General features: G+C 45.4%; 11 protein-coding genes. 7 read left to right on the top strand and 4 right to left on the bottom strand.

Features of this window, described 5'->3' with window-relative positions:
• The first annotated feature begins 11 nt into the window (after nt 1-11).
• Genes BTA30_RS01575 through BTA30_RS01565 form a run of 3 tightly spaced genes read left to right on the top strand, consistent with a single transcriptional unit; the run spans nt 12 to nt 3,436 of the window.
• A complete protein-coding gene (locus BTA30_RS01575; RefSeq protein WP_076758418.1) occupies nt 12-1,103 on the top strand; it encodes a spore germination protein in 1,092 nt (363 codons plus the stop codon).
• On the top strand, nt 1,100-2,299 hold the full coding sequence (locus tag BTA30_RS01570; protein WP_076758416.1) for a Ger(x)C family spore germination protein: 1,200 nt from the start codon (nt 1,100-1,102) through the stop codon (nt 2,297-2,299). Before BTA30_RS01575 ends, BTA30_RS01570 begins: the two co-directional genes overlap by 4 nt.
• Before the next feature lie 39 nt (nt 2,300-2,338).
• On the top strand, nt 2,339-3,436 hold the full coding sequence (locus tag BTA30_RS01565) for a spore germination protein (protein ID WP_076758414.1): 1,098 nt from the start codon (nt 2,339-2,341) through the stop codon (nt 3,434-3,436).
• 12 nt (nt 3,437-3,448) lie between these two features.
• Here the strand turns inward: BTA30_RS01565 and BTA30_RS01560 are convergent, their stop codons facing one another.
• Nucleotides 3,449-4,891 (bottom strand): MDR family MFS transporter, encoded by a 1,443-nt coding sequence (locus BTA30_RS01560; protein WP_239693654.1) that lies wholly within the window; start codon nt 4,889-4,891, stop codon nt 3,449-3,451.
• Nucleotides 4,892-5,092: 201 nt separating this feature from the next.
• Here BTA30_RS01560 and BTA30_RS01555 point away from each other — a divergent pair, with 201 nt between their 5' ends.
• Entirely contained in the window at nt 5,093-5,572 is a 480-nt protein-coding gene (locus tag BTA30_RS01555; protein WP_076758410.1) for a MarR family winged helix-turn-helix transcriptional regulator, read from the top strand.
• A 56-nt stretch (nt 5,573-5,628) separates the two neighbouring features.
• On the opposite strand, the gene BTA30_RS01550 is transcribed toward BTA30_RS01555, so the two are convergent.
• Both BTA30_RS01550 and BTA30_RS01545 read right to left on the bottom strand, forming a co-directional pair.
• Entirely contained in the window at nt 5,629-7,668 is a 2,040-nt protein-coding gene (locus BTA30_RS01550) for a molybdopterin-containing oxidoreductase family protein (protein WP_076758408.1), read from the bottom strand.
• 352 nt (nt 7,669-8,020) lie between these two features.
• Nucleotides 8,021-9,451 carry an MDR family MFS transporter gene (locus BTA30_RS01545; RefSeq protein WP_076758407.1) on the bottom strand — a complete coding sequence of 477 codons (1,431 nt, stop codon included), beginning with the start codon at nt 9,449-9,451 and terminating at the stop codon, nt 8,021-8,023.
• A 1,057-nt stretch (nt 9,452-10,508) separates the two neighbouring features.
• Between BTA30_RS01545 and BTA30_RS01540 the strand changes: the two genes are divergently transcribed.
• Complete coding sequence (locus BTA30_RS01540) at nt 10,509-11,225, top strand: 3-ketoacyl-ACP reductase (protein ID WP_076758405.1); 717 nt, start codon at nt 10,509-10,511, stop codon at nt 11,223-11,225.
• 43 nt (nt 11,226-11,268) lie between these two features.
• Here BTA30_RS01540 and BTA30_RS01535 read toward each other — a convergent pair whose 3' ends face one another.
• Nucleotides 11,269-12,462, bottom strand: coding sequence for a cytochrome P450 (locus BTA30_RS01535; protein ID WP_076758509.1), 1,194 nt, complete (start codon nt 12,460-12,462; stop codon nt 11,269-11,271).
• A 385-nt stretch (nt 12,463-12,847) separates the two neighbouring features.
• Here BTA30_RS01535 and BTA30_RS23605 point away from each other — a divergent pair, with 385 nt between their 5' ends.
• Nucleotides 12,848-13,804: an alkaline phosphatase D family protein gene (locus BTA30_RS23605; protein WP_239693652.1), complete on the top strand. Its 957-nt coding sequence runs from the start codon at nt 12,848-12,850 to the stop codon at nt 13,802-13,804.
• A complete protein-coding gene (locus BTA30_RS23600) occupies nt 13,761-14,414 on the top strand; it encodes an alkaline phosphatase D family protein (RefSeq protein WP_239693653.1) in 654 nt (217 codons plus the stop codon). Before BTA30_RS23605 ends, BTA30_RS23600 begins: the two co-directional genes overlap by 44 nt.
• Nucleotides 14,415-14,462 lie beyond the last annotated feature (48 nt).

Here is a 14,462-nt window from a genome sequence, read left to right as displayed (position 1 = left end):
GGCCCCTACCCATGGTAATCAGTCAACAAGACAAAATTACCGTTTCACAAACCGTCATTATCGTCACGAATTTTCTTCTGGGAACGGGAATATTGATACTGCCGCGGACATCTGTAGAAGCAGTCAAAACGCCGGATGTCTGGCTGTCCGTTATATTCGGAGGACTGGTTGCCATCATGGCGGGCTTCATCATGGTGGAATTAAGCAGGGAATATCCTGGCAAAACCTTTTATCAATACAGCCGGGACATTATTGGCAAGTGGATGGGTGGTGTGATCAGTCTTTTGTTTATTTGTTATTTCCTTGCAACATCGGGGTTTCAAGTTCGATCAGTGACTGAAGTGATCCAGTTTTTTTTGCTTGGAGAAACCCCGATCTGGGCGACGGCGATGATTTTTTTATGGTGCGGGATCTACCTTTTAGTCGGCGGTATCAACCCGCTCGCCCGCCTCTATGAGATCGTCTTTCCAATTACGGTTCTCATTTTTTTAACGGTTGTGTTTATGAGCGCAGGTATTTTTGACGTGGATAACCTGCGTCCTGTCTTAGGAAAAGGAATCACGCCGGCGATCCAAGGGATCAAGACGACGACTCTCGCTTATACAGGCATTGAAGTCGTCATGATCATCATCCCTTTTATGAAAAAGCCGGATAAAGCGTTTAAAGCTGCTTTAATTGGTGTTTGTTTTTCTGTCATCTTTTATGCGATAACCGTCATCATGGTCATCGGGGCACTGTCGATTGACGGAGTGAGTACAAGAACATGGCCGACGCTCGACTTGATGCGAAGTTTTGAACTGCCGGGGCTTATATTTGAACGGTTTGAATCATTGCTGCTTGTTATATGGATTATGCAATTATTTGCAAATTTTACTATTAGTTGTTATGTCGCTGCTTTAGGACTCTCCCAGCTTTTCAAAATCAATATTCAGCCGCTTTTGTACATCTTGCTGCCGGTAGTCTATTTGATTGCGATGACGCCCAAAAATATCAATCATCTTTTTCAATTAGGGGATCTGATCGGCGACAGCGCGATCTATTTATTCGGATTGACCCCGCTAGTGCTTCTGGCGATTTCAAATGTAAGGAGGAAGAAAACATGAAAATAACCGGAAACATCCGCTTTCTATCGGTTTTTTTACTCTTGTTTTTATTAACCGGATGCTGGAGCAGCCGTGAAATTGAAGAGCTTGGCTTAACATTCGCCATTGGGATCGACAAAGGCAAGGAAACCGAACTCGAAAAAAAGTTTGATGAGATGGGGGGAGAATATCGGAAAAAGGATCGGGTCACCATGATCTATCAATATGTAAACCAACAGACAGCCGGTTCAAAGGCGAGCGGGGGAGGAGGGTCCGATCAAAAAGCTTACATCAACATTTATGAAACAGGGGATTCACTCCAGCAGATCAACGCTGAGGTGGCGTTGAGGAAAGACAGGCCGATATTCAGTCCCCATTTAAAGGTTATCGTAATCGCGGCCGAGCTTCTTCGGACCTATTCACTGGAAGAACTGCTCGATCAACCTCTCCGCGATAATGAAATCAGGCCAAGCAGTCTCGTTCTCGTGACAAGAGGCAGAGCGAGAGACACGCTTGAACTAAAGGAAACCGGTGAAATGCCGGCGTTTCGCCTACGCAAAATCCTTGAAAATGAGTATAAGGCGAAAAAAATTCTGCCTCCTGTAACACTTGCCAAACTGACAGGCAAAATGAGGTCTGGAGCAAGCTTTCTGCTTCAAAATGTGGTCGGCGCTAAAGGAGAAGTCAAATATGCGGGCGCCGCTGCAATCAATGGAAAAAACAATAAGCTGATCGGCTATTTGGATGAACACGATTTAGAGGGGATTATGTGGATTACAGGACAGGGACAGGGCGGTGTGGTCAAAAACTATGATTCAAAAGCAAAAAAGCTGAACGCATTTGCAGTGGAATCCATCAAAAGTGACATCAAGCCCATTGTCAAAGGAAACCGCCTCTCATTTGAAGTAAACATTGAGTCAGAAGGCCACCTTGCCGAAAACTGGATGACAACCGAAAAAGCGTTTGACAACAAATTCTTAGAAAAAGTTGAAAAACAAACCGCACAAACGGTGAAGAAATCAATGAAGCAAATTACAGAAAAAATGCAGAACGTATACAAAGGAGACCTCGCCGGCTTCGGAAACGAGCTGAGAATCAAGCATCCCCGGCTTTGGGAAAAGCTGAAGAAAAATTGGGATCAGACATTTACCGAAATACCGATCAAATATCATGTTCAAGTCAATATTAAAGATTACGGTACTGTGGGTGATCAGTAACAGCAGAATGTCTAATCACGAAAGGCGGAGAAGCACGCAATGATCCGTTCCGAAGATAAAATAACGACTTTTCAGGCTATTGTTGTCTTTGTCAGTTATACTATGGCGGCGGGCATTCTCAGTTTGCCGAGAACCGCCGTAGAAGAGGCGGGTACACCGGATGTGTGGATATCCGTCCTTTTAGGCGGGCTCATCACAACAGCCGCCGGTGTGATCATGACAAAATTAAGTCAGGATTATCCGGGACAAACATTTTTTCAATACGGCGGAGACATTGTTGGAAAATGGCTTGGTGCTTTGATCGGTCTGTTCTTTATTGAGCATTTTGTGACGATTGCGGCTTTTGAAGTACGAATCATGGCTGAGGTCATCAACTTTTTTTTGCTGGAGGAAACACCCCTTTGGGCGATCATCATGACGATGATGTGGGTCGGATTTTATTCAATAAAAGATGGGATGGGATCGCTTGCCCGTTTATTTGAAATTATCTTTCCGATTACAATCATAATCTTTTTAACGGTTGTTTTGATGAGCTTTGGACTATTTGAACTGGATAACCTGCGTCCTGTACTTGGAAAAGGCGTCATGCCGGTGTTAAAGGGAACAAAGGCAACAACCCTTTCTTTTATCAGCGCCGAAGTTATGGTCTTTCTTTTGGCGTTTATGAAAAAGCCGGAAAAAGGCGTCAAAGTTGTTGTGATGGGGATAACTATAGCCATGCTCTTTTATTTAACGACGATCGTATTCGTGATCGGGGCGCTGTCAGTTGACGGAGTGACAGCGATGACATGGCCGACGCTTGACCTGATCCGCAGCTACGAAGTCTCAGGCTTGATATTTGAACGGTTTGAATCATTGCTGCTGGTCATCTGGATTATGCAGCTGTTTGCGACATTTTCCATTTCGTTTTACGCTGCATCACTGGGGCTTTCACAGATCTTCAAAAATAAGAGCAGACCGATGATGTACGGTCTGCTTCCGGTGATATATTTGATTGCAATGACTCCCAAAAGTGTCAATGAGGTATTTTCTCTAGGTGACATAATCGGCTATATTGCGGCCGTTTTATTCGGCATAGTGCCGATTCCGCTCTTACTGATCTCAAAAATCAGAAAAAAGAAAGCTTTGGGGAGCTAGAATCGACTTCATTCACTTGCTTTTTACATTCACTTTAACACGGTCTTTCGGCATGAAGAAAACCAATAGAAAAGCAGCCGATGCAGGCAAAATCGCCCATGTAAACGTATGGACAATCGAGCTTGACAATGCTTCAGTGATGCGATTTAGAACCTCCGGCGGAATCTCAGCTCTCGCGCTTGACAGTATTTGATCGGTATCATGCGGAGAGGAAACACCAGGCGTCGCTGCCCCTTGAAAATGACCTGTCATTTGGTCAGAAAAGCTGTTTTTTTGAATCATGCCAAATATGCTGGCACCGACTGTCATTCCGAGCGAACGCATAAAATTGCTCGTCGAAGTCGCTGACCCGCGCTGTTCTGGGCCAAAATGATGTATGGCCGCCATGCTTAAAACGGAGAAAGAAAAACCTACCCCCAAGCCGACGACGACCATATAAGCCGTTAATAAAATCCGGGGAGTGTCAATATTCAGCGTGCTTAATAAAGAAAACCCGGTGACCAATATCAATCCTGAGATCAGCATAATATTCCGGTAGCTCATTTTCGTCGTTAAGAAACCGCCGAGCTGGGCCGAGATGACGGAGCCGAGCATCATCGGCAAAAGAACAAGCCCTGAGTTTGTCGCTGATTCTCCGTATACGCCTTGGACAAAGATGGGAATCTGGATCGTCGCCGAAATAAAAGTTCCCCCGTAGAACAGGGCGACAAGCGTGCTTCCGGCAAACAGCCGATTTTTAAACATATCAAGGGAAACAATCGGTTCTCTCACCCTGTGTTCAATGATGAAGAAGCATATAAATAAAATTGCTGCACTTCCAAAAAGCAGGAGGATCATACTTGAATCCCAAGCGTATTTTTCGCCGCCAAGCTCGAGCGCAAACATGAGACATACGACAGCGCCTACAAGCGTAATGGCGCCCAGCCAATCAATATGATGCTTTTCATGCCGCTTCGTTTCTTTATAAAACAGAAGAATCAATATGAAAGAAATGAGACCAAGCGGAAGATTAATGTAAAAAACCCAGTGCCAGCTGATGTAATCTGTAATGTATGCACCGATCAGCGGTCCAAAAATACTGGATAATCCAAAAACAGCTCCAAACAGACCCGTTATCTTGCCGCGTTTTTCAAGCGGAAAGATGTCAAAAATAATCGTAAAGGCAATTGGAATCAGCGCCCCTCCGCCAATTCCCTGAATAGTACGGTAGATGCTGAGCTGTTCAATGGTCGAAGCCGTTCCGCACAATGCAGAGCCGGCCATAAAAACAAAGCTGCCAAACAGAAAAAAACGTTTTCTTCCGTACATATCAGATAGTTTGCCGAAAATCGGCATTCCGGCCATTTCTGCAACCATAAAAGCGGATACGACCCAGACAAAGCTGTCAAGACCGCCAAGATCGCCGACGATCGTGCCCATAGCCGTGACGACAATGGTGTTGTCCATAGAGGCCATGAGAATGGCCAGCAGCAATCCCGCTACAATGAATCCTAATTTTTTGTTTTGAGTATTTGACAAATGAATCTATTCTCCTTTTATCAGATTCGGCCTCACTAAAATTTGGCATGAGAGCTTCATCCTGTTATCATGATTTTATATTAGTTGATAAATATCTTAGCTGCTAAGATATAATGATTTTATAGAAGGGTGTTACCGATGTCAAGAACAAATCAGAAAGAAAGGGAAGAGCTGATCAGGGAGCTGATTCAGCAGCTGAGATTTCAGAGCACCGCTACGGTTTTCATGCATCAGGCTATCGGCGAAAAAATCGGATTGAACGGAACCGATCATAAGTGTCTGGAGATCATCTCGCGAGATGGAAAAATAACAGCAGGGGAATTGGCGGAAAAGAGCGGCCTGACAACAGGCGCCATCACCGGGGTGATCGATCGTCTTGAAAAAGCGGGATACGTCAGAAGAATCAGAGATTCGGCAGACAGAAGGCGGCTTTTGATTGAACTGATTCCGGAAAACATGGAGGAAATCTATACATTATTTGAAGATTTGGCTCAAGAATCCGCCATGTTTCTCAGTCAATATACCGATCAGGAGCTTCATATCATCACAAGATTTATCAAAGACAGTGCAGATTTCACTTCCGGCTATGTCAAAACGATAACGAGAAGAAAAAAATAGAGCGGAGGTCCTCTCCATTAAAACAGACCGGTGAAGCAGACCGGTCTGTTTAGCGCCTAAGCTTTTTCGATTTGAACTTTTCCTGAAAAGAAGGTTGCACCGCCGCCCATATCGGCTAAACGATCAGGAGTCAAAGCATTCACCAAATAATGTTTGCCTTTCGCATCAGCCCACAATCCTTGGCTTACGGCTACGCCAGGGAGGACGTTTTCTCCGATGGCCGCAGGCAGGACACATTCGCCGCGGTCATTCCAAACCCTTACCATATCTCCATTTTCAATGCCTTTTTCTTCAGCGTCTTTTATGTTCAAATGAAGCTTAGGCTCCTTTTCTAATTTTTTATGTTTATCATTATTTGAAAACGTCGAGTTTAAAAAATTATGATTCGGCCCAGGTACGAATAAAAACGGATAATCGCTTTTCTCTGCAAGCGGGGTATGGGTCGGCAGGGCTGGATAGCCGTCTTGTTCCATCTTTTTCGAATACAATTCGATTTTTCCGCTAGGCGTCGGCAGCCTGTCGGGAAAAACAGTCTCTCTTTTTGCTTTCACAAAATGCTTTTCAGACAGGTTATCGTAATCAATTCCTTCAAGCCATGGATTGTCTGGATATTCAAGAGCCTGTCTGATCATATCTTCATCAGAGTCTTTGAGCGGTTCATCATCAAAGCCCATCGCCTCAGCAAGAAGACGGAACACTTCCGTATTCGATTTGCTCTCGCCATACTTCTCAATAACCGGCTTTTGAATTTGGGTATAATGGTGCCAATATGATGTATAGAAATCTGTATTTTCAAAAGCTGAAGAGGCCGGCAGAACGATATCGGCATACCGCGCGGTTTCTGTCAGAAATAAATCATGCACAACAGTAAACAAATCTTCACGCTCAAGCCCTTTTCTGACTTTGTTCGCTTCAGGTGCGACAACGGCCGGGTTGCTGCCGTACACAAACAATGACCTGATCGGCGGATCGGATTCCAAGAGGGCTTTGCCGAGCTGATTCATATTGATCGCCCGGGGCGTTCTGCCATTTAACAAATCTGGGCGCTGCAATGCCTTTGTATTGTAGGCTAAAAAAGCGGTGTTCCCTTTAATCGCGCCCCCGCCTTTTACCGTCCATTGCCCCGTAATGGCGGGCAGACAAGCAATGGTTCGGATGATCATACCGCCATTGTCATGATGCTGCAGACCGTTGCCGATGCGGATCAAGGAAGGGGAGGTTTGACCATACAAACGGGCGAGTTCAACGATATCTTCCCGCGGAACGCCGGTCACTTCCGCCGCCGTATCCGGATCATATTGCAGAACATGGCGGCGCAGCTCTTCATGTCCGACTGTATATTCGCGGAGAAATGCTTCATCAGCCATTTTCTCCTTGAATAATACGTGCATGATCCCGAGGGCAAGTGCGCTGTCCGTTCCGGGGCGGATCGGGATGAACCAGTCAGCCATTCTGCCGGTTTGATTTTTATGTACATCGATCACAACAATTTTCGCGCCGTTTTTCCGCGCTTTTTGGGCGATGGTGATTTGATGCATGTTCGTTGAGACCGCATTGATCCCCCAAAAAATGAACAGTTTTGTCTCTGTTGTATCTTCCGGATCAGTGCCGATGCTTCCACCCATCGTGTATTTATAGCCTGTTGAACCCGCAGGCGTGCAGATCGCCCGGTCAAGCTGGCTGGATCCGAGGCGGTGGAAGAAGCGCCTGTCCATTCCCTCGGCCGTCAAGTTTCCCATGTTGCCGTAGAAGCTGTATGGCAGAATACTTTCAGCCCCCTCTTTTTCAATGAGCTCCTGCCAGCGGGAGCGAATCGTTTCAATCGCTTCATCCCAGCTGATCGGTTCGAATGCTTCTTCTCCTTTTGCACCCGTCCGTTTCAGCGGAGTCTTTAGCCGTTTGGGATCATAAATGCGCTCTGTCATATTGCGCACTTTGTTGCAGATGTTGCCCTGTGTGACAGGATGCTCCGGATCACCTTGAATTTTAACGATTTTACCGTCTTTTTTTTGAATCAGCAGCCCGCATTGGTCAGGGCAGTCAAGCGAACATACGGATTTGAAAATGCCGTCTTTTTGATCAACATAAGGCTCCATGGAAAACGTTCCTTTCCGATAAAATGAATATGATTCTAGCATTATATCATGTCACAAAATCTCGTCAATTCTGAAAAAATATGATCGGCATGAGGTTTAATGAAAAATATCGTTTTTTTCGACCATTTGATAAGCGGAGGGAGTATCGCTTGAAAGATAGGTAAGCGTAAGCAAGGATGACTGCAAAAACTCGCTTAGTTGGCTTGGCATCTTTGAAAGGGAGGGTGTCAACAGCGCCTTCAGCGAAAAAGGGCGCGATGAACTGAGAGAGCTGTTTGGAGTGAAGATATACCAGTCATGAAAAAAACAAGCCCTCGAGCTTCTTTAACGAAACATCGAGGACTGGAAAAAATTATTCTTTGTCAAAATCAGGCGAAACCGCCTTTTTAATAAATATCGCGGCCAAGAAAGCAATGCAGCTTAAGGCCAGTGCAAACCAATAGGCATGATGAACTCCATGTGTCATCGCTTCATTCATGAGCTGCTCGCCGGCAGCAGCCCCTTTATGTTCAGCCAGAAAACTTTTCTGGCCTTGGTTCATGATGCTCACAAAAACCGAAACACCCAGTGCACCCGCAACAGGCTGTAACGTATTGGAAATCGCCGTTCCATGAGGATATAAGTGCTTCGGCAATTCATTTAATGCATTCGTTTGCGCAGGCATCATGATCGCTGAGATGGACAGCATCAAGATGATATAAACAATGATGAACGACCACATCGGCACCGATGGATTAATTCTGCTAAAGAATACCATAACGCCGATTAATACGATTGTGCCCGGAATGATCAGTTTTCTCGGCCCGAATTTGTCGAATAAAGCGCCCATAGCAGGCGACATAAGGCCGTTTAACAATGCACCAGGCAAAAGCAATAAACCTGCAGTTTTCGCAGTAAAGCCGAGCGGTCCTTGCAAATACATCGGCATTACGATTTCAGAAGCGAACATCGCCATAATGACAATAACAAAAATGACGACCCCGCGGGTATAATTTTTATAGGCAAACACACGGACATCCAATAGCGGTTCATCCAGCTTTAGCTGACGAAGCACGAATAATACCGAGCTGATCAGGCTGATGGCAATCACAGCAATGATCTTGGCAGAAGCAAATCCGTCCGGATCTTCTCCTGCACTGCTAAATCCGTATACGATACCCCCGATCCCAATGGTTGAGAGAATGATCGATAAAAGATCCGCACGCGGGCGTGTCACTTCACCGACATTTTGCAAATATTTCATCGCAAAGAGGATTGAAAATATCGCAAAAGGGATCACGATGATGAATAGCCAGCGCCAGCCGAGAAGATCAACAATGACGCCTGATAAAGTAGGGCCGATAGCAGGGGCAAACATGATCACAAGCCCGAACGTTCCCATAATTTTCCCTCGGACTTCCGGCCGATAAAGTAAAAGCAAAGCATTCATAATGATAGGGATTAACAGCCCCGTACCGACAGCCTGTATCATGCGTCCGGTCAAAAGCATCGGAAAATTCACCGCACAAGCAGCAATCACTGTCCCGAATAAAAACACCGTCATGACACCGATAAACATTTGTCTTGTCGTAAACCATTGAATCAATAATGCAGAAACAGGCATTAAAATACCCATGACAAGCATAAACCCGGTAGCTAACCATTGAACTGTCGGGGCATCAACGCCAAATACCGTCATTAACTCTGTTAAAGCGATATTGAGCAAGGTTTCGTTTAATATTGCAAAAAATGCACCAATCATAAAGGTGATAAGTATCGCCTTGGAATTAAACTTTTTTTCCATATCAAACCTCCTGTAACGACAATTAACCCAAAAAACCAAGAATTAAATATTGATCATATGCAGGACATCCTGAAAATCAACGTTTGCTAAAGATGAATTCAGATTCCTCATTTATTTTTGTGGTTTCTATCTTATCTGTTTACGTGTCTCCACCGCCATTTATATATTTTTTCCTTATGATTGGCAACTATATGAGTATACTCGGTCTTTCCCATATTTACAATAATTTTGTCAACTTGCTTTTTTTTACATTGGTGAATGCATGAAGTATTAAGGCCAAATGTCATATAAGCAATTTTTTAAGACGAGAAGTTATGATCACAAATGTCATTCGAGGCGCCCAATGAATATAAAACAGCCGGCGAATCGGAATTGAAAAGGTTCCGCGCCGGCTTTCAAATCAAAAAATAGACCACAAAAAGGCCGGATTTTTAGTTATCCGGCTTTTTTGCATCGATCTTTATAGATCCGTTATCTTCCCGGTTCGGTCGGTGATTACTTTTAATCCTTTTTGCGGTACAGAAATTAAGATTTCGCTTCCGGAAACTCCGTCAATCTTTTGAATGTCACTGTTCGACCCTATCAGATAATTTTTTGTTTTTTTGTGATCACCCTTGACTACAAAAACGGAGTCCTGCGTTTTAAGATGATTTCTGCTCCTGGTTTCCCATCCGTGAAAGGTCCAGGGAAAATTTTTAAATGCTTTTGAGGTGTCGCTGAAAATATAAAGTTTATATCCGACTGTGACGATTAATTCAGCACCGTCTTTGCCGTTTGTATTTGCTGCTTTGACCAGATTCCAGAAGCCTCTGTTCCCGGATGGGAAGGCATGCTCTTTTGAAGAATGAGCGCGGTCGTTGATGATCTTTTAAACAAAAAATAAATTCTCTGCCGCGGCTCCTTTTTCCTCTCGCATATTGAAAGATGAGGATTTAGAAGGGAAAGGAGGAAAGCCGCAGCCAATGACGATCTAACTGCAAGTCGTTACATTTGCAAACGAGCATTTTAGTTCTCTATAATTTAAAGGTGCTATACATACAGAAAGGAAGTTTTTGAGATGCAATCTTTACAAAACAAAACAGCTCTTATTACAGGAGGGGGCAGGGGAATTGGCCGTGCGACTGCAATTGCCCTTGCAAAAGAAGGCGTTCATATCGGTCTGATCGGACGTACAGCAGCCAATCTTGAAAAAGCGGCTGAAGAATTGAAGGCTTTCGGCGTGAAAGTGTCTGTTGCCGCAGCAGATGTAAAAGATTTAAAAGCGGTAGAAAGCGCAGTTCAGTTTGTTCAAGAGGAGCTCGGACAGATTGATATTCTCATTAATAATGCAGGTATTGGCGGATTTGCAGGCTTCCTTGAGCAGTCCCCTGAAGAGTGGGAGAACATTATCCAAGTCAACCTGATGGGCGTATACAATGTGACCCGTGCCGTTCTGCCTGATATGATGGAGCGGCAATCAGGGGATATCATTAATATTTCGTCAACAGCGGGCCAAAGAGGAGCAGCCGGAACGAGTGCCTACAGCGCATCTAAATTCGCCGTTCTTGGGCTGACCGAATCGTTAATGCAGGAAGTCAGAAAGCATAACATCCGTGTAAGCGCACTTACGCCAAGCACTGTCGCGACAGATTTGGCCATCGATTCCAAATTAACAGACGGCAATCCGGAACGGGTTATGCAGCCTGAAGATCTTGCCGAATACATGGTCGCTCAGCTTAAATTGCACCCGCGCATTTTCATTAAATCCGCAGGCATGTGGTCTACAAATCCTTAAGTCACACAGAAGGGACGGGCATCTATAGCCCGTCCCTTTTTTGCTATGATAAAAGCTGGACTGGCAGGCGGCGAACGCCGAATACAAAAGGGCTTTGAATCGCTGAGAGCTCCTCTGATTGCTCTCTTTCAATCCGAAAATGCCGCAGCAGATATGACAGTGCGACCTTCGCTTCCAGACGAGCGAGAGGGGCCCCAAGGCAAAAATGAATGCCAAAGCCGAAGCTCATGTGTGGATTTGATTTGCGGTCAAGCTTAAACGTATCAGGGTCGTCAAATTTCGTTTCATCCCGGTTAGCTGAAGCGACCCAGCTGATCACAGTAGAGCCTTTTGCAATCGGGACGCCTCTGATTTCAATGTCTTCAGCTGCAACACGTCCGATCGCCTGTACAGGCGGATAATAACGAAGCGTTTCTTCAACGAGCTGAGGGACGAGTGACAGGTCGTTTCTGACGGTTTCCTGCACCTTTTCATCTTCCGTTAAATAGCGGGCCCCATTGGCGATTAAATTGGTTGTCGTTTCATTGCCTGCAACTAACAGGAGCGTGCAAAAGCTAAGCAGTTCGGCTTCCGTCAATTTTTCACCGTCCACTTCGGCTTTTATCAAAAGGGAAATTAAATCATCTTTCGGTTCGTTTTTTCGTTCATCGATGATGTTTTTAAAGTAGCCGTTTAAAAATTCGCCGCCTTCCTCGCGCTGTTTGTTCATCTGCTTGACGGCTTCATCGGAACTGTCTTTAGCTCCAGAGACCATCATATCAGAGTAATGTTTAAAAATGCGGCGATCTTCCGCCGGGACACCAAGCAGTTCAGCGATGATAATCACCGGAAGCGGGCCGGCCAAATCGTCGACCATGTCAAATGAATCTTTGTCTTTGGCTTCGTCAAGCAGAAAGGCAGTCACTTCTTCGATATGCGGTTCCAGCTGCTTCACCGCTTTTGGCGTGAAAGCCTTATTGACGATCGCCCTCATTTTCGTGTGCTTCGGCGGGTCCATCGTGAGCATGCTCTTTCCCTTCATATCCCCGCCGCGTTTTGAAGAAAAAAGCTTGGGCGTTTTCAGCACATATTGAACATCTTCGTAGGAAAATATATCCCAGCACTCTCGATCATCATCATAGCGCACCGGATTTGTCTTCCGGAGCCGATGATAAACCGAAAACGGAAACAGCTGATCTTCGGCAGAACTTATTTCCTTCATTGGAATCCAATTGGCGTAACGATTTCCGCTTTGCATTGATTTTGTCATGGTCAAATCTCCTTTTTGTATTTATACTGGATAGAATTCCATGAACCGGTTCATAAAATTACGTTATCACTATTTTTATGTTATGTTCAACGGACATATTATGAAAAAATTGTCAATTGGACGGAAGTAGCCTTTTGAAAAAGGGAGAAAAAGCAGAGACTGCTATATGCAAATAAGACTTTTTAAGTAAGGGAAAGTGACAGATCATACATGGAATCTATTTACATTTCGAGAGATAGCTGCTACATTTAAAACAGCATCACACTTTGAGAGATGAAAGGAATGATAGCGCTTACAAATTAATAGCAAAGTAGATCCGTAAAGAAAGCCTCGGACTGTTTTTCATTATGAATAGTTAAAGGAGACGATAGTAATGAAAACAAATGTTTCAAAGAGGTATTCAGAGTCTTTTAATGAGAGAACCGCAGGAGGTACATCGGTAACAACAGAACGGAGAGCGGCCGCTGAGAAAGTGCCGAAGTTTACCGCAAATCCATTTGCATTGGGCGTCTCATCCGGCGAACCTCTTCCTGACGGTGTTGTGCTTTGGACCCGTCTCGCTCCTGAACCGCTTGGACCGCAGGGAGGCATGTCTCCGGAAGATGTGACGGTAAAATGGGAAGTCGCCCGCGACAGCAGCTTTCGGGAAATCGTCAAACAGGGAGAGAAGGTCGCCAAGCGGGAGTATGCCCATTCTGTTCACGTTGAAGTAGAAGGGCTTGAACCTGACAGCATTTATTATTATCGTTTTCATGCCGGGTATGAAACCAGTCAAATCGGCCGCACAAAAACGCTTCCTCTGCCATCCGCCAAAATGGATCACCTTGCATTTGCATTTGTTTCCTGCCAGCATTTTGAAGAAGGATATTACACCGCGTACCGCCGGCTCGCCGAAGAAAGCCTGGACTTTGTTTTGCATTTAGGCGATGCGATTTATGAATATGGGCCCGGGACTGCCGCTAAGAATGTCCGGCTCCATAAAGGCGCGGAGACCTTGACGCTTGAAGACTACAGAACGCGTCACGCTCAATATTTATATGATGCCGACTACCAGCGGGCCCGCGCGCTGTTTCCGTGGATTGTGACATGGGACGACCATGACGTGGAAAACAATTATGCCGGATTCATCCCCGAAAAAAATCAATCTCCTGATCGCTTTATCCTGCGCCGCGCAAGTGCGTACCAAGCCTATTTTGAACATATGCCGCTCAGACAATCGTCGATTCCAAGAGGCGCGGAGATGAGCATGTATCGCCGAGTCACATATGGCGATTTAGCCGAGTTTAATATCCTCGACCACGCGGCAATACCGAGACGACCAGGCCAATAATGACGGCAATAAGCCCCCGAGTTTTGATTCAACAGACCCTTCAAGAACCATTTTAGGACAAGAGCAGAAAAGATGGCTTTATGACGGGCTGCGCCGCTCACAGTCGATTTGGAATGTGCTCGCCCAGCAAGTCTTTTTTTCACAAGTCGACCATCAAGCAGGCGAAGTGAAAATTTTGCCGATGGATGGGTGGGACGGATATTCCGCTGAACGAAACGAGGTTGTCGAGTTTTTACAGAAACAGCATATCTCAAATCCGATCGTCCTGACCGGCGATGTGCATACCAATTGGGTATTTGACATCAAAAGCGACTTTGATAACCCAAATTCCACAACGGTGGGCGCTGAATTCGCCGGAACTTCTATAAGCTCGGGGGGAGACCGTGCGAGTTCGTTACATCCTGACACCCTTTACATCGAAAATCCTCATTTGAAATTTTTTAATGATCAGCGCGGCTACGTACGCTGTACGGTTACTCCGCAATATTGGCGGAGCGATTATCGGCTGCTCGATTATGTATCAAGACCGGGCGCGCCGATTACCACTGCCGCCTCATTTATTTGTGAAAATGGACGGCCGGGCATCCGCCGCGTGTCTGAAAACGTGTAATGCAAAAAGGCTGTGCCGAAAAGCGTTTTGAACGCTTACGGCACAGCC

Origin of the sequence: Bacillus swezeyi (assembly GCF_001969815.1) — a bacterium.
Lineage (GTDB): Bacteria > Bacillota > Bacilli > Bacillales > Bacillaceae > Bacillus > Bacillus swezeyi.
This window is presented reverse-complemented; position numbering and strand designations above follow the sequence as displayed.